The 15,937-nt window shown below is 72.1% G+C and carries 14 protein-coding genes and 1 tRNA gene; 5 read left to right on the top strand and 10 right to left on the bottom strand.

Annotated features, from left to right (window positions below; genetic code table 11):
* Positions 1–10: 10 nt before the first annotated feature.
* Positions 11–505, top strand: a complete 495-nt coding sequence (locus OHA64_RS18350) for a DUF3830 family protein (protein WP_405614290.1) — start codon at positions 11–13, stop codon at positions 503–505.
* A gap of 3 nt (positions 506–508) precedes the next feature.
* On the opposite strand, the gene OHA64_RS18345 is transcribed toward OHA64_RS18350, so the two are convergent.
* Both OHA64_RS18345 and OHA64_RS18340 read right to left on the bottom strand, forming a co-directional pair.
* Complete coding sequence (locus OHA64_RS18345) at positions 509–1,900, bottom strand: amidase (protein ID WP_405614288.1); 1,392 nt, start codon at positions 1,898–1,900, stop codon at positions 509–511.
* Between the two features lie 19 nt (positions 1,901–1,919).
* Positions 1,920–2,903: a D-2-hydroxyacid dehydrogenase gene (locus OHA64_RS18340; protein ID WP_405614286.1), complete on the bottom strand. Its 984-nt coding sequence runs from the start codon at positions 2,901–2,903 to the stop codon at positions 1,920–1,922.
* 200 nt (positions 2,904–3,103) lie between these two features.
* On the opposite strand from OHA64_RS18340, the gene OHA64_RS18335 reads away from it, so the two are divergent.
* The 3 genes from OHA64_RS18335 to OHA64_RS18325 all read left to right on the top strand — a co-directional run bounded on the left by OHA64_RS18335 (position 3,104) and on the right by OHA64_RS18325 (position 5,973).
* Entirely contained in the window at positions 3,104–3,946 is an 843-nt protein-coding gene (locus OHA64_RS18335) for an aspartate/glutamate racemase family protein (protein ID WP_405614284.1), read from the top strand.
* A complete protein-coding gene (locus OHA64_RS18330) occupies positions 3,943–4,674 on the top strand; it encodes a decarboxylase (protein ID WP_405614282.1) in 732 nt (243 codons plus the stop codon). Before OHA64_RS18335 ends, OHA64_RS18330 begins: the two co-directional genes overlap by 4 nt.
* Positions 4,675–4,878: 204 nt before the next feature.
* Entirely contained in the window at positions 4,879–5,973 is a 1,095-nt protein-coding gene (locus OHA64_RS18325) for an LLM class flavin-dependent oxidoreductase (RefSeq protein WP_405614280.1), read from the top strand.
* Positions 5,974–6,012: 39 nt separating this feature from the next.
* Here OHA64_RS18325 and OHA64_RS18320 read toward each other — a convergent pair whose 3' ends face one another.
* Positions 6,013–7,821 (bottom strand): putative bifunctional diguanylate cyclase/phosphodiesterase, encoded by a 1,809-nt coding sequence (locus OHA64_RS18320; RefSeq protein ID WP_405614278.1) that lies wholly within the window; start codon positions 7,819–7,821, stop codon positions 6,013–6,015.
* 313 nt (positions 7,822–8,134) lie between these two features.
* Between OHA64_RS18320 and OHA64_RS18315 the strand changes: the two genes are divergently transcribed.
* Positions 8,135–9,397: a M6 family metalloprotease domain-containing protein gene (locus OHA64_RS18315; protein ID WP_405614276.1), complete on the top strand. Its 1,263-nt coding sequence runs from the start codon at positions 8,135–8,137 to the stop codon at positions 9,395–9,397.
* 156 nt (positions 9,398–9,553) lie between these two features.
* Here the strand turns inward: OHA64_RS18315 and OHA64_RS18310 are convergent.
* The 7 genes from OHA64_RS18310 to OHA64_RS18280 all read right to left on the bottom strand — a co-directional run bounded on the left by OHA64_RS18310 (position 9,554) and on the right by OHA64_RS18280 (position 15,858).
* Positions 9,554–9,627 (bottom strand) — tRNA-Lys (locus tag OHA64_RS18310).
* Positions 9,618–10,232: a bifunctional DNA primase/polymerase gene (locus tag OHA64_RS18305; protein ID WP_405614274.1), complete on the bottom strand. Its 615-nt coding sequence runs from the start codon at positions 10,230–10,232 to the stop codon at positions 9,618–9,620. Before OHA64_RS18305 ends, OHA64_RS18310 begins: the two co-directional genes overlap by 10 nt.
* Positions 10,233–10,367: 135 nt before the next feature.
* Entirely contained in the window at positions 10,368–10,736 is a 369-nt protein-coding gene (locus tag OHA64_RS18300) for a hypothetical protein (RefSeq protein WP_405614272.1), read from the bottom strand.
* A gap of 173 nt (positions 10,737–10,909) precedes the next feature.
* Positions 10,910–12,247 carry an AAA domain-containing protein gene (locus OHA64_RS18295; protein WP_405614270.1) on the bottom strand — a complete coding sequence of 446 codons (1,338 nt, stop codon included), beginning with the start codon at positions 12,245–12,247 and terminating at the stop codon, positions 10,910–10,912.
* Positions 12,244–13,833 (bottom strand): hypothetical protein, encoded by a 1,590-nt coding sequence (locus tag OHA64_RS18290; RefSeq protein WP_405614268.1) that lies wholly within the window; start codon positions 13,831–13,833, stop codon positions 12,244–12,246. The genes OHA64_RS18295 and OHA64_RS18290 overlap by 4 nt, the downstream gene beginning before the upstream one ends.
* Positions 13,824–14,954, bottom strand: coding sequence for a hypothetical protein (locus OHA64_RS18285; protein ID WP_405614266.1), 1,131 nt, complete (start codon positions 14,952–14,954; stop codon positions 13,824–13,826). Before OHA64_RS18285 ends, OHA64_RS18290 begins: the two co-directional genes overlap by 10 nt.
* Complete coding sequence (locus tag OHA64_RS18280) at positions 14,905–15,858, bottom strand: phosphatase PAP2 family protein (RefSeq protein ID WP_405614264.1); 954 nt, start codon at positions 15,856–15,858, stop codon at positions 14,905–14,907. Before OHA64_RS18280 ends, OHA64_RS18285 begins: the two co-directional genes overlap by 50 nt.
* Positions 15,859–15,937 lie beyond the last annotated feature (79 nt).

The following is a 15,937-nucleotide window of genomic DNA, read 5'->3' as shown; positions in this document are numbered from 1 at the left end:
CATGGAACGCATGGCTGATCGATACATCGAAGTCTCGCTGGTCAAGCGAGGAATCACCGCCACGGCAAAGCTGCTCGACGATCGCGCGCCGATCACCTGTGCGGCTGTCTGGGATTCCCTTCCGCTCGCCGGAGACGTCTACCACGCCAAATACGCCCGTAACGAGATCTACGCCCTTTTTCCGCCTTTCGCGACATCCGAACCACCGCTGGAAAACCCGACAGTCACCCCCATCCCGGGGGATCTCTGCTATTTCTCCTTCGCGGGAGCGGAACTCGGCACCCAGTCCTACGGCTACGACCGCGAGGTCCGCCCCGGCACCACGATCGTCGACCTGGCCCTCTTCTACGAACGCAACAACCTGCTCCTCAACGGAGACGTCGGCTGGGTCCCCGGCATCGTCTGGGGCCAGATCACCGAGGGCCTGCCCGAGTTGGCGGACGCCTGCAACGACCTGTGGCGGACCGGGGCGGCGGGGGAGACCCTCAGCTTCCGGCGGGCGTGACGCTCACCTGACGGACGACGCGGTTCCCGCCTCGTACAGCGCGTGCGCCGCCCGGAGCACCAGGTCGTCGCGGTGGCGGGCGGCCACCAGTTGAAGCCCGACCGGCAGCCCGTCGTCGTCCGTTCCCACCGGGACGGACGCGGCGGGCTGTTGCGTCAGGTTGAAGGGGTACGTGAACGGGGTCCAGCCCGTCCAGCGGCGGTGACCGGACCCCTTCGGCACCTCGACGCCAGCCTCGAACGCGGTGATCGGCAGGGTCGGGGTGACCAGCAGGTCGTAGGAGTCGTGGAAACTGCCCATGCGGCGCCCGAGTTCCATGCGGACATCCACCGCGGCCAGGTAGTCGAGCGCGCTGTAGCGGGCGCCCTGGTCGCAGATCTCCCGCAGCCCCGGATCGAGCAACTCCCGCTGCTGGGGCCCGAAGTGCTGGGTCACGCGGGCCGCGCCGCTGAACCACAGGGCGTGGAAGGCGTCGACCGGGTCGGTGAAGTCGGGGTCCGCCTCGGTGACGTACGCGCCGAGTTCCGCGAGCCGCTCCACCCCCCGCCGTACCGCCGCCGCGACCGCCGGCTGCACCGCCACCTGACCGCCGAACGAGGGTGAGTAGGCGATTCGCAGCCCCCGCACCCCGCCCGACAGCCCCGCCGAGAAGGGGCCCGGCGCCGGGGCGAGCGCCGACCAGTCGCGGGAGTCGGCGGTCCCGATCACGTCGAGGAGCAGGGCCGCGTCGGCCGCGTCCCGGGTCATCGGGCCCACATGGGCCAGGGTGCCGAAGGCGCTCGCCGGATACAGCGGCACCCGGCCGTACGTCGGCTTCAGGGCGAAGATCCCGCAGAACGCGGCCGGGATGCGGACGCTGCCGCCACCGTCGGTGCCGAGGGCCAGGGGGCCCGCGCCGAGGGCCACGGCCGCCGCCGCGCCGCCGCTGGAGCCGCCCGCCGTGCGGGTCGGGTCGTGCGGGTTGCGGGTCACGCCGTTCAGTGGGGAGTCCGTGACGCCCTTCCAGCCGAACTCGGGGGTCGTGGTCTTGCCGAGGAAGACGGCGTTGTGCTCACGCAGGCGGGCGACGGACGGCGCGTCCTCGTCCCAACTTCCCTGTTCCGAGAGCGCCTTGGACCCCTTGAGGGTCGGCGCCCCGCGCTGCAGCAGGATGTCCTTCACGGTGACCGGGACACCGTCCACCAGCCCGGCCGGTTCACCGCGTCGCCACCGCTCGGCCGACGCCCGCGCCTGCCCGAGCGCGTCCTCCGCCGTGAGCCGCGTGAAGGCGTTCACCTCGGGTTGGATCGCCTCCGCGCGCTCCAGGGCAGCGCGGGTCGCCTCCACGGGGCTGAAGTCGCCCTTGCGGTAGCCGTCGACGAGTTGTACTGCGGTCAGTTCGCTGAGCTCCGTCATCCGGCCCCTCCGTAGGACGTCAGTGTCCGGGTACATACCCCCGCTGCTTGTCGACCACGTTCGGAAGTGATCTACCCGCCTCCCAGAGTCCGTACATCTCCACGAACTGCGTGCCCAGGTCGTCCCGCCAGCCGACCGTGTCGCCGCTCATGTGCGGGGACACGATCAGGTTGGGGACCTGCCACAACGGGCTGTCGGCAGGCAGGGGTTCGTGCTCGAAGACGTCCAGCGCGGCGCCCGCGATCCACTGCTTGGACAGCGCCTCGGCCAGTGCGTCCTCGACGACCAGCGGTCCCCGGCCGATGTTGACGAACCGGGCCGAGGGCTGCATCAGGCCGAAGCGGCGGGCGTCGAACATGCCGTGCGTCTGCTCGGTCAGCGGCGCCGCGGCGATCACCCAGTCCGCCCGGGCCATCAGCCGGTCCAGATCCTCAGGGCCGTGGACGCCGGTGCGCGGAGTACGGCCGACGAGGGCGGCCGTGACGCCGAGCGCCTCGAGGGTGGCGACGATCGCCCGCCCGATGGGCCCGGCGCCGACGACGCACGCGCGTGTGCCGGTCACCCGCTGCGACTCGCGGTGCCGCCAGGTCCCGCGCTGTTGCAACTCCCAGGTCCGCGGCAGGTCCTTGGCCATCGCCAGCACCAGCGCGGCCACGTACTCGGCGATCGGCTGGTCGAAGACGCCCCGGGCGTTCGTCACCAGCGTGTCGGCGGCGGCGAGTTCGGGGCACATCAGGTGGTCCACGCCCGCGCTCGCCGTGTGCACCCAGCGTGGCCGCGGACCGTCGCCGGGCCAGGCAGCGCGGACCGCGTGCGAGGCGAAGTCCCACACCAGCAGGACATCGGCGGACGGCAGCCGTTCGGCGAGCGTCGACGCGTCCGTGTGCTCGACGCGGGCCCGGCCGGTGAGGCTGCCGAGGCGGGGCGGCGGGTCGGCGTCCAGGACCAGGACGGTGGGGACGGCCGGGGTACCGGAGGAGGAACCGGAGGTGGGCGCGGTCATGCGGAAGAAGCCATTCGAGGTACCGATTCTTCGGAGGCGACGACCCTCTGACGTGGGCGGACATCGGCGGGTGACCGATGCGTGACCTGTTGGTCACGAGGGCGGATTGACCACGCTCGCACCCCAACCTACCTTCGTCAACACGGGCATGCGTACGGTCCGTTGTCCCCTGGTCCCTCAGTGTGAGGCCGGTGTCTGCTTTGGACGTTTCGTTTCTGGGGGGTCCACGTCCCCAGCGCGGTGTCGGGGTCGTCGCCCCGTTCGATTTCGCCCTCGACCGCGAACTGTGGCGTTGGGTGCCCGACGAGGTCTCCCTCCATCTGACCCGAACACCCTACGTCCCGGTCGAGGTCAGCCTCGACCTCGCCCGCCTGGTCAGCGAGCACGAGACCCTGCACGAGGCGGTGCGCACGATGACCGCCATCGCACCCGAGGTCGTGGCCTACGCCTGCACGTCCGGCAGTTTCGTCGGCGGGATCGCCGGAGAACGCGCGATGTGCGCGGCGATGACCCGGGCGGGCGCGCTGCCCTCGGTCACGACGTCCGGAGCGCTGCTGGAGGCACTGGCGGAGCTCGACGTCCGCAAGGTCGCGCTGGTCACGCCCTACACCGTGTCCGTCACCCGCGCGCTGGAGGAGTACGTGGCCGAGGCGGGCGTCACCGTCACCAGCTGCGCGTACATGGGCCTGACCAGGCACATCTGGAAGGTTCCGTACCGGGAGGTGGCCGACATGGCGCGCCAGGCCGGGCTCAACGGGGCCGAGGCGCTGTTCATCAGCTGCACCAATCTGCCGACCTACGACGTGATTCCCCAGCTGGAGGCGGAGCTGCGGATCCCGGTGATCTCGGCCAACCAGGTGACGATGTGGGCTGCGTTGCGCCAACTGGGTACCCGAGCAGTGGGACCGTACCAGGCGCTGATCGATCCGGCCGCCCGGTTCGGCCCCGTACTGCCGGACGTACCGGTGCTGCCGGACGTCCCGGCGCTACCGGACGTACCGGGACTGCCGGACGAAGAACAGCAGCAGGAAGGCTGGACATGACAGCACTGGGATTCCTCTATCCGGGCCACTCCGCCGAGGACGACTATCCGCGCATCGAGCAGTTGCTCGGCAGCGACATCCGCCTGGACCTGGTGCACACCGATATCGGCGAGGACGCCCACCGGGTCGACGCCCTGCTCGAAATGGGTTCCGCCGGCCGGCTCGCGGCGGGCGTCGAGGAGCTGCGCATGGGCGGCGCCGAGTCGGTGGTGTGGGCCTGCACCAGCGGCAGTTTCGTCTACGGCTGGGAGGGCGCCCACGAGCAGGTGAGCACCCTCGCCCACACCGCCGGCATGCCGGCCTCCTCCACCTCGTTCGCCTTCGTCCACGCGGTGCGGGAGCTCGGGGTGGGCCGGGTGGCCGTCGGCGCGACCTATCCGGACGACGTGGCGGACCTCTTCGCCCAGTTCCTGCGCGCGGCCGGCGTGGAGGTCACCGGGGTCCGCGGGTCCGGAATCATCACGGCGGCGGAGGTCGGGACGTGGGGCGAGGCCGAGGTGTTCGCCCTGGCCCGCGAGGCCGACGCGCCGGACGCCGAGGCCGTCCTGCTCCCCGACACCGCCCTGCACACGGCAGCCCACATCCCGGCCCTGGAGAAGGACCTGGGCAAACCCGTCCTCACGGCCAACCAGGTCACCGTCTGGGAAGCTCTGAGGCTGGCGGACCGCAGGGTGCACGCCCCGTCCTTGGGGGCCCTGTTCACGAGGGAACCCATCGTCCAGGCGTAGTCCGGAGCGCCGGGGTTTTCTGACGCCGGCCTCTTGAGCAACCGAGACGGACGGAGTGGGGGTGGGCGAGCACCGGGGTCCGGGGCGGAGTCCCGGGAACGCCCACCCCCACCCACCCGAGCCGGCCCCCGAGACGGAATAACCGGAGACCCCCTCCTGTTACCGCCGGAGGACACCGCACCGGCTCAACCCAGGAGGCCCTCCGTGACCGCAACGCCAGACGAGACCCGGGGAACACCACACGGCACCGCCCCCACCCCGCTCTCCGTCCTGGACCTGGTCACCGTCGGTGCCGGCCGCACCGCCACCGACGCCCTCCGCACCAGCGTCGAGATAGCCAAGCTCGCGGAGTCCCGCCACTTCCACCGCTACTGGGTCGCCGAACACCACTCCATGCCGGGCGTGGCGTCCAGTTCCCCGGCCGTGATCCTCGCCCACCTCGCCGCCCACACCACCCGCATCCGCCTCGGCTCGGGCGGCGTGATGCTCCCCAACCACGCCCCGCTGGTGATCGCGGAACAGTTCGGCACCCTGGAGGCGATGGCCCCGGGCCGCGTGGACCTCGGCCTCGGCCGCGCCCCGGGCACGGACGGCGCCACCGCCGCCGCCCTGCGCCGCACCGACCGGCTCCACGAGGGCGCCGACGACTTTCCCCAGCAGCTCGCGGAGCTCATCCGCTTCCTCGACGACGACTTCCCGGACGGTCACCGCTACCGCCGTATCCACGCCGTCCCCGGCCCCATCCAGGCGACCTCCCCGGGCGGCGTCCAGTCCCCGCACCGCCCGCCCGTCTGGCTCCTGGGCTCCTCCGGCTTCAGCGCCCGCCTCGCCGGCGAGCTCGGCCTGCCCTTCGCCTTCGCGCACCACTTCTCGGCCCAGAACACCGTCCCGGCCCTGGACCTGTACCGCGAGTCCTTCCAGCCGTCCGCCGTCCTGGATCAGCCGTACGCCCTCATCGGCGTCTCCGCCCTCGCCACCGAGGACGAGAAGGAAGCACGCCGACAGGTCCTGGCCGCCGCCCTGAACATGGTGCGGCTGCGCACCGGGCGACCGGGACTCGTCCCCACCCCCGAAGAGGCCGAGGCCTACGAGTTCAGTCCGATGGAGCGCGAGTTCGTCGACTCCTGGAACGCCAACGTCATCCACGGCACCCCCGACGAGGTCCGCTCCGGCCTCGACGACCTCCACAAGCGCACCGGCGCCGACGAGCTGATGATCACGGGCAACGCGCACAGCGGCGACGTACGCCTGCGTTCCTACGAGCTCATCGCGGACGCCTACGGACTGCCGACCGCCTGATCCCGCCCCTCATTCGCGCGCAGCACACCCCCGCACACCTCAAACCCGTACATCCAACAATCCGGAGATACGATCCGGCGACACCGGCCGTGAGTACAGCCACCCCTGGCCGGTGTCGCAGCCGATCCGCCGCAGCCGCGCGGCCTGCGCGGACGTCTCCACGCATTCCGCGGTGACCGTCAGCCCCAGCCGGTGGGCAAGCTGGATCATCGCCTCGACGACGACCTCGTCGGCCGGGTTCGGCGGGACGCCCTCCCCCTCGTACTGGAAGCCCCGCACGAACGACCCGTCCAGCTTCAGCACCGACACCGGCAGCCGGCTGAGGTACGCCAGGTTCGAGTAGCCCGTGCCGAAGTCGTCGATGGCGATGTGCACGCCCATGTCGCTGAGGGCCTGGAGCGCCTGGAGCGGCCGGCCGGCCGAGCCCATCACCGCCGACTCCGTGAGCTCCAGTTGCAGCAGGTGCGGTGCCAGCTCCGTCTCCGCGAGGATCGCGGCCACGTCCGCGACCAGGTCGGAGTCCCAGACCTGACGGACCGCCACGTTCACACTCACGAAGACCGGCGGCTCGTCCGGATGGCCCAACTGCCACTGCCGCGCCTGACGGCAGGCCGTGGCCAGCACCCAGCGGCCGAGCTGCACGATCGAGCCGTCCTCCTCGGCCAGTCCGATGAACCGATTCGGCGTCAGCATCCCGAACTGCGGGTGACTCCATCGGACCAGGGCCTCGACACCCCGCAGCCGGCCGTCCTCCATCGCCACCAGCGGCTGGTACTCCAGTACGAACTCGCCGCGTTCGATCGCCGGGCGCAGGGTGGAGGCGAGGGCCTGCCGGGTCATGCGATGGGCGTTGCGCTCCGGGTCGAAGAGGGTCCAGCGGGCCTTGCCGTCGGCCTTGGCCCAGTACAGCGTGGTGTCGGCGGCCTGCATGAGCCCGGTCGCGCTGGTGCCCGCCGCCTGTCGTTCCACCACGCCGATCGAGGCCGACACCGACAGCCGCTGCCCGGAGATGTCGAAAGGCGCCTGGACCGCGTTCAGTACGGCCTCGGCGAGATCCGCGAGCTGTTCGGTGCCGGTGGAGTCCTCGACGAGGAGCGCGAACTCGTCGCCGCCGAGCCGGGCCACCAGCGGCGCACTGACCCGTCCGAGGCCGGCCTCGTCGGCGCAGCGCGTGAGACGGTCGGCGACGGCGGCCAGCAGCCGGTCGCCGATCCGGTGGCCGAGGGTGTCGTTGACGGCCTGGAAGCCGTCGAGGTCGAGGTAGCACAGGCCGACCCGGCCGGTGCCGCCCTGCTCGCACGACTCCGCCTCCAGCGCGGCCGTGAGCCGTTCGAAGAACAGGGTGCGGTTGGGCAGCCGGGTCACCGGGTCGTGCATCTGCAAGTGCCTGAGCCGCGCCTGGAGTTCGCGGCGGGAGGTGATGTCGCTGATGGACAGCAGGACCGCGCCGGGCCCTTGGCCCGAAAGGGGCGCGACCGTGACCTGTGCCCACAGGGACCGGCCGTCGGGGTGCTTGAGCCGACGGGAGCAGCGCAGCCTGGCCTGACGGCCGCGCAGGACCTCCCGGTAGGCGTGCCAGCTGCGCGCGTCGGAGGCGAGGTCCACCAGGTCGGCGGCGATCCGTCCGGTCAGCTCGTCCGGCGGGCAGCCGAGCAGTGCGCCCAGCGTGGCGTTGGCGCTGACGACCAGACCCTCGCGGTCCACGACGGCCATCGCGAGCGGAGCGGCCGTGAACACCGAGCGGTAGGTTTGGGGCCCGGTACTGGTAGCCGTGCCGGGATCACCCTCTGTGACGGCTGACCGGTCGAGGTCTGCCGCGGGCGTCGGCCCTTCGGACGTTTCGCTCACCGCTCGCTCCCGCAGTGCACTCGATCGCTGTCCGGCAGGAAAGTGTGCCGATCATAGAGGCTGCCCCAAGACCCTTCCAGCCGCTATCCAGTGTCCCGGAACATCCTGCCCTTCTGGCAGATCGTTTCTGCTCGGACCTTGGACGTGTTCTTCAGGCGCCTGACCAGTTGTGACGTTCCGTGAGCGGTTCGCACGTGACCCATCTGACGGTCTTTCGGACTTCTCACTCTTCTGGTGCAGATAAACAGGGCTTTATACGACAAAAGCACACAATATGGACGCGGTGTCCCGTGAACCGTTTCCGGAGGTCCCTGTGCCGCGTCCGTTTCCGCGCCCCCGACTGCGCAGCACCGCGGCCGTGTTCACCACCCTGTCGGCCCTCGCGGCGACCTCCCTCGTGACCGGCCCCTCGGTCGCCGAACCGTTTCCGGCGGCACCCTGTGCCCTCCAGCGCACCGCGGCCCACCATTCGGAGGGCGTGGGCACCTGGAACTCCGCCTATCCGCGTCCGACCCGCGAGCTGGACGCGGTGATGGTCTTCCTGTCCTTCCCGGACTCGGCACCGCTGACCGCCCCGGCCCAGCTCGCCGCCGACCACTTCCCCGCCACCAGCCGCTTCTTCCAGCGCGCCTCCTACGGCCGGTTCACCCTGCGCCCGCACCCGCTGCGGCACTGGATCCGGATGCCGAGGCCGTCGACGTCGTACGTCATGCAGCGTGACTGGAGCGCCCCACATCGGGCCGCCTACCTGCGCGACGCACTCGCCGCGGCCGACGGGCAGGTCGACTTCTCGCGCTACGACGTCGTCTACTTCGTCGCCGATCCGGACGCGCCCGGCGTGGACTCGGACGCGACGAAGGTGGTGAACCTGGACACCCCGCTGCGGGCCGACGGGACGGACATCCGGCGGGTCGTGACGGTGTTCGAGCAGCACCCGCCGGACCGGCTGGTTCTGGCCCATGAGACCGGGCACGTCTTCGACCTTCCGGACCTGTACCACCGGCCGGTGGACGGCAAGGGCGATTGGGACACGTTCGTCGGCGACTGGGATCTGATGGGCAGCCAGTTCGGACTGGCGCCGGATCTCTTCGGCTGGCACAAGTGGAAGCTCGGCTGGCTGGAGTCGAGGCAGGTGACCTGCGTGCAGGAGAGCGGGCCGACGCGGCTGACGTTGGAGCCGCTCGGCGCGGGCCCCGGGGTGCTCACCGTGGGCGCCGCCGGGGCGCCCGCCTTCGGGCTGGGCAGCGGGACCAAGCTCGCGGTCGTCCGTACCGGAGTCGACAGCGCGCTCGCCTTCGAGGTGCGCGGGCCGGTGGGCAACGACACGACGGCCTGCCGGTCGGGCATCCTCGTCTACCGGGTGAGCGGCACGGCGGAGTCCGGCCGCGGTCCGGTCGAGGTGATCGACGCCCATCCGCGCACCGACGCCTGCTGGGAGAGCTCCGTCTATCCGCCCCTCGCGGACGCCCCGGTCGCCCTGGGGGAGAGCTTCAGGGTGCCCGGCGAGAACGTCCGAGTGGAGGCGGAGGGGCGGACGGCCTCGGGGGCGTGGACGGTGAAGATCACGGTCGGATGATCGCTCGGCCGGATCGCCCGCTCAGCCTGCGGCCACATCGCCGGCGTGAGGGGGTGTGGGTGGCGGAGCCCCCACCACGCGCGGCGAAGCCGCGCAAAAACAACGATGGCGAGGCCGGTTCGCGCTTTCCGCGAACATGCCTCGCCATCGCCAACGTGCGCCGCCAGGGACTCGAACCCCGGACCCGCTGATTAAGAGTCAGCTGCTCTAACCAACTGAGCTAGCGGCGCCTGCTGACGTCGTAGACCTTAGCACCCTGGTCGGCGGGAGGAAAAATCGATATCCGTACGGCCGCACGGGCAGCCCTGACGGCTGCCCAGAGCAGGATTTCCGGGCCCGGCAGCCACGGGCGACGGGTGTCCGGCGCGACCAGCCAGCGCGAGTCGGGGCGGCCCGGAGAGTCGTCGGCGGCCATCGGATCGGGGGCGGCCATCGGGGCGGGGACGGTCACCGCGTCGCCGATGCCGTGGCACAGCAGCGGTGGGATGGCTCCCGTGCGGCCGGACTCCTCCCAGTGCAGCAGCGAGGGCAGTCGCTGGGCCGTGCCGGGTGCGGCGAACAGCAGCATCCGACCCCGGAACGCCGCGACCGGTCCTGAGCCCGGGCCTTCCGCCCACAGTCGGTCGACCATGCGGCGCCCGAAGACGGCGGGCGCGCCGACGACGTCGAAGGCGGTGCCGCAGGGAAGGACGACCGGCGCGTTCGGGCACTCCTCCCAGAGCGCCAGGGTGCTGCGCGGATGGGTTCCGGCGGAGGCGAGCCAGGCAGCGCCGTCCGGGGTCGCCCCCGAGACGTCGGAGTGGGCGGAGGAGGACTGCTCGCGTGTGCTGCTCATGACCCATACATCTACAGGGCGTGAGGAGGTCGTCCCTGAGGGTTGCCGGAAAGCGGGACGAGAGGGGCGGCGAGGGAGTATCTTGCCCGCATCTTGCCCACCTGGCATATGCCCACGCGTCTCGGTGGGGGTGTCTCACACCGGGTCGGCGGTCCCTCGGCCCTCGGCGCCGCCCCGCATCAGGTCGCGTCCGAACTCGACCATCTTCTTCGCGTAGTCCTCGGTCCACTCGGCTCGCGCGGCGATGTCCGCCGGGGTCAGCCGGTCGAAACGGCGGGGGTCGGCCAGCTGGGCCGCCGCTATCGCCTGGAACTCCACGGCACGGTCGGTCGCCGTCCGGAACGCCTGCGTCAGCTCGGTCGCACGGGCCAGCAGCGCGCGGGGGTCGTCGATCGACTCCAGATCGAAGAAGTGCTCCGGATCGTCGGCGGCCTGCGCGGGCTCGAAGAGCAGGGGCGCGGGGCGTAGCCGCGGTTCGTTCCGACGCGGCGTGGGCTCCGCCATGTCTTCTCCTTCTCGTACGTCACGAAAGACCCGTCTCGGCTCGGGCCACCGTCCATTCTCCCGCGCCCGCGCAAGTGGGCCGGGCACCTTGGACGGTGCCCTTGCACACTCCAGAGATATCAAGGGCGCCAGGGCTCACGATGTTCCTCGGACTGTCGGGTACCTCCCACCGGTCATGGTCGCCACGACACCCGGTGTTCCGCCAGGTGTGCGAGTACCGCGTGGTTCGCCTCCCACCCGTCCGGGAATTTCACCACTGTTCCGAGCTGGACCGGTTCCGTCGAGGGGTAGTCGTCCAGGAGGTCCGTGACGCCTGCTCGGCAGACCATGATGCAGGCGTGCCGGTGGCGGGAGGCCAGGACGCACAGGCGACCGGTCTCCAGGTGGAACGCGGTGGCGTCGGGGCGGCCCGAGAGGGGGTGGAGGACGACGGTGACGTCGAACTCGCGGCCCTGGAGGCGGTTCGCCGTGTCGACGGTCACCTCCGTGACGCCCAGGTCGGCGAGCGCCGCGCGGACCGCCGCCGCCTGGTCGCGGTGGGCCGTGCCGACGGCGACGCGGTCGGCGGTCAGGGGCACGGGGTCGGGCCCGCGCTCCGACGTGGCCGCGCCGCCCCGGTCCAGCAGCCGGCGTACGACCGCCGCCACGGCCCGGACCGCCTCGGGATCCGTCCGCGGGGTGTGCCGTGCGGGCAGCTCCAGCAGACCCCAGCCCGACTCCGCGGCCTCGTCGATCACCCTGTCGGGGCCCGACCCGTCGGAGGGGACCGCGAAGGCGAGACGACGGTCGTCGTGATCCGTGCCGCTACGGAAGGGCGTGTAGGGATAGAACGCGTCGGAGACCAGTGGAGCGGCCGACGCCGGGAGCCGCCAGGACACCGGCAGGCGGTGCTGCGGCAGCTCGGGATTGTGCGCGAGCAGGGTCGTCACGGCGGAGGCCGAGGGGTCGTACGACAGGCCCGCCCACTGCTCGCTGCCGACGATCGCGAACGGGTCAAGCTGACCCGGGTCGCCCACGAACAGGGCCCGCTCGAAGAGCCCCGCCACGGCGAGCAGCGCGTCCGAACGCATCTGGTAGGCCTCGTCGACGATCGCGTGCCGCCAGGGCTCGTCGACCTTCACATGCCCCCACTTGGCTGCCGTGGAGATCACCACCGCCAGCCCGCCGAGATCGCCCGCCTTCGACGACTTCCGTACGTGGGGCAGGTCGTCCAGCGCCTTGTCGTAAGGGTCGCTGTCGCTGCTGTGCAGCCGGCCCACCGGCAGGTCGGGGTTCTTCTCGGCGAGCCGCAGCACCAGGTCGTCGACCTGTGCGTTGGTCTGCGCGACGACCATCAACGGCCGCCCGGCGTCGGCGAGTTCGAGCGCGGCACGGACGACGAGGGTGGACTTCCCGGCGCCCGGCGGGGAGTCGACGACGACACCGCGGTGGGTGCCGTGCAGGGTGTCGTGGAGGATCGCCCCGGTGGCGCGGGCCGCCAGGGCACCGGGGTCGAAGTCCCGAGCGTTCAAAGGACGTCCTCCTGGGTCACCGGGTCGGGATCGGGAACCGTCGCCTCGCCCGGCGGTCCGCCGTGTGTCCACGGGGTGTCCTCCGGGTCGGGCAGCTTCGCCCCGCCACGCTGTTCGTGCTCGAAGAGGGTGAAGCAGAGCCGGTCGCCCTTCTCCGGCACGGACCCCGGCTCGGGCTCCTTGCCGCGGCCCATCTTGTCGACGATCCGCAGGACCAGGACCCCCTCGTCCTCCTGCCCGACGAACTCCGCCGCCTGCGGCTTGCCGCCCAGCGCGCGGTACACCCTGGCCCGCTCGCCCAGGTGCGGCCGGTCGTCGGTGCGGACCGTGACCAGCGGGCGGGGGCTGGGCCGCTTGCCCTCGCTGTAGGCCATGACGACATCCGTGACCTCGCCCGCGAACGCCTCCCCGGCGAGCCGCCGCCCGGCCATCACCAGCGGGTCGTCCAGGGCCTCCTGGGCGTCCAGACGGGCCTGCTCACGCTCCCGCGCGGCGAGCTTGTTCGCGGCGGTGACCGCGTCGTCGCGGCGCGGCTGCGGGGGCTCGCCGGCCAGCACGCGGTCGCGGTGGGCGGTGAACGACCAGCGGTCGCGGGTCCACCGCTCCTCGACGTGAGCGCCCTCCGGCAGTGCCCGCAGCAGGTCCAGGCCCCGCCACACCGCGTCCCAGGTGGGGCGCGTCCGGCTCTCGACCAGGGCGCGCAGCTCGCGCTCGGCCGCCGTGAGGATGCCGAGCCGGTCGTCGGACTGCGGGCCGTCCTCGGCGGCGGCGAGGGCGGTGCGGGCACGGTCGTAGCGCTCGATGGCGGGGGCGAGCAGCCTGTTGTCGAACGCCGGGTCGGTGGCCGGGCCGGCGGGCGGGCACACCAGCTGGCCGTCCGCGTCCCGGTGGAGTTCGGCCCGAAGGGCGGCGTCGGCGCCCAGGACGCCCTCGGGCGGGTCGATCCAGGAGAGCAGCACGCCCAGGTGCTGGTCCTCCAGGGTGGACTGGCCCGTCGACCAGTGCCGGGCCAGTACGTCCGTCATGGCGAGCAGCAGCGAGGAGCCGGGCACCCGGGCACGCTCCCCGAAATGGGTCAGCCACCGCCCGAGCAGGGGCAGCCGGGGCGGTGCGGGATAGGGCGTCTCCGGGTCCTGTTCCGCCGTACGCCGAAAGCGCATGGAGCGCCCGAGCAGCCGGACGAACTCGACTCCCGCGCGGCTGGGCACGATCAGCTGCGGGGCGTCCGTGCACAGGTCCACCTCGACCTTGACCCGTTTGCCGGTCTCCGGGTCCGTCTCGGTGCGTTCGGCGGCCTCAACGGACTCGGCGCAGGCGTCGACGTAGGGCAGGACGACGTCGGCCAGCTCGGCGAGGAACGCGAACCTGAGGTCGCGGTCGCGGGGTTGCGGCACGACCAGCAGTCGTGGGGCGTCCCGGTCGGTGCCCACCAGTGCGCCGAGCGGGGCGCCGGCCTCACCGGCGGTGGTGAGCGGCACGAAGACGAGCGGCCGCTCGGACAGCCGCCGGTGCCGGACGGTCGCGGCGGGCTGGGCGCGGCCGGTGCTGACGGCTTCGAGGCGGGCCAGGGTGGCGATCAGCGACATGCCGCCCCCTGTCGGCTGCCCAGCGCTTCCGCCCGCAGTTCGGCCGCCCTCCTGAGCGCCGCCACCGCCGGGTCGTCCGGGTTCCCGGCCTCTCCGCGGGCCGCCGCCAGGACGTCCTCGACGGTGGTGAGGCCGCCCAGTTCGGCGCGGACCGAGCGGCCGAGCGAGGTCACCGCGCCCGCGGTGCGGGACCGTTCGCGGCAGTGGAAGGCCAGCTCGCAGGCGGACAGGCACTCGGGAGCGTAGGTCGCGGGGACCGCCTCGACGGCCGCCGTGAGGTCCTCGGCCGGTTGCTCCGGGGTAAAGCAGGTGCCCTCGGGGAGGGCGTCGGCGATGTCCTGGAGGCGGGTCAGCCGGGCCAGCTGGCGGGTGGTCACCGCGCGCTGCTTGCGGATGTCGACGGCGGACGCGGTGGCCAGGTTGGAGAAGTCCTTCGGGCAGACCAGCAGCACATGGTGACGCACCCGGGGCACAGGATCCAGGCGGGCGGCGACCTCTTCCAACGCCAGCACGTACACCGCGGACTGCCGGGCGGCCGCGCCGACCTTCGCCGGGTCCGCGGAGCCGTCCAGCATCGGGAAGGACTTGATCTCCACGACCGTCCAGCTGCCGTCCGGGTGCACGACCACCGCGTCCGGCTCCAGGAAGGCGGGCGAACCGGCGACGTCGAGCGCCAGCATGGGGTGGTCGAGCAGGGTCCAGCCCTCGGCCGCGGTGGCCTCGCGCAGGGCGAGGGCCGTGCGCGCGGTGCGCCCTTCGGGGCCGATCGCGGTGAGTTCGGGCACCTGGGCGTGCGACGGCGGCTCGGCCGCCGGGTCCAGCTTCTCGTGCACCAGCCGCAGCAGCTCCGCGCCGCCGTCCGACTTGACCCGGGCCTCGAAGGCGTTGCCCCGGGTCAGGGCGAACTGCGACTGCCCGAAGGCCGACGGGGCGCCCAACGCGCTCGCCAGAGCCGTCTTGTTCACCCCGGCGCCGTCGAGGATCGCACGCCGCTCGCACCCCGGGTTGGCGGCGAGCGCCGCCAGGGCGCGCGCGTCCAGCGCCTTCGCCGGGACGTCGGGACCGCGCAGCTCAGCGAGCCGCTGCCGGAGCGCCGTCTCCCGCGTCCGTGGGGGAGGCACTCGGCTCGGCTCCGCCTGCGAACCGGGAATCGCGCTGCCGTGGAATGTGCTCACCCGCGGAAGTCTGGCATCCGGCACTGACAATTGAGGCATGTGTGCCGGGAGCGTCCCCCGCGACGACCGGGAACCGGGCCCGCAACCGCGTCCCCGCGCGCTCCGCGACCCTCGTGACATGCGGCGCGAGAAGCAGCCCGACGCCCATCACCGCCGCGCCCGCGACCGCGTCCAGGAAGTAGTGGTTCGCGGTGCCCATCACCACGATCGTCGTCACCAGCGGGTAGACGACACCGGCGGTCTTCGCGGTGCGCGTCCTGCCGTGGCGCCACAGCATCACTCCGCACCACAGCGCCCAGCCCACGTGCAGACTCGGCATGGCGGCGTACTGGTTGGTCATACCGCCCATGCCGCGCGGTGCGCTCGCCTCGCCGCCCCACCAGCCGTACGAGCTGTACTGGGCCATCGTGTCCACGAAACCGTAGCTCTCGGCGAGCAGACGGGGCGGGCAGGTCGGCAGCAGGGTGAAGCCGATCAGGCCGATGAAGGTGGACGTCATCAGCCAGGTGCGGGCCGCGCGGTAGCGCACGGCGTGCGTCCGGAACAGCCAGACCAGGACGGCGGGTGTGATCACGTAGTGCAGCGACGCGTACCAGAAGTCGGCCGGTACGCCCAGCCACGCCTCGCTCGTGAACAGCCGGTTGAGGGGGTGCTCGGCGTTGATGCGCAGGACCTTCTCGATGCGCAGGATCGTCAGACCGTGGTCGACGGCACCCGCCACATCGCTTCGCGCCAGCAGCCGCCCCGCCGTGTAGCAGGCGTACACCAGGAAGATCAGCGGCAGCTCGGTCCACCAGCGCAACCGGGTGTCCGGGACCGCCTCGATGCCTGGTGTCACGGTCTGCGGCATCCGATCGCCCTCCCCCTTCGTCGCGCCCGTCCGGTGGTGTCTTTCCGGTCGTGCCACTTTACGGCGTATGTGCGCGCCC

The sequence above is a fragment of the Streptomyces sp. NBC_00076 genome, assembly GCF_045041235.1.
In the GTDB taxonomy this organism is placed as follows: domain Bacteria; phylum Actinomycetota; class Actinomycetes; order Streptomycetales; family Streptomycetaceae; genus Streptomyces.
This window is presented reverse-complemented; position numbering and strand designations above follow the sequence as displayed.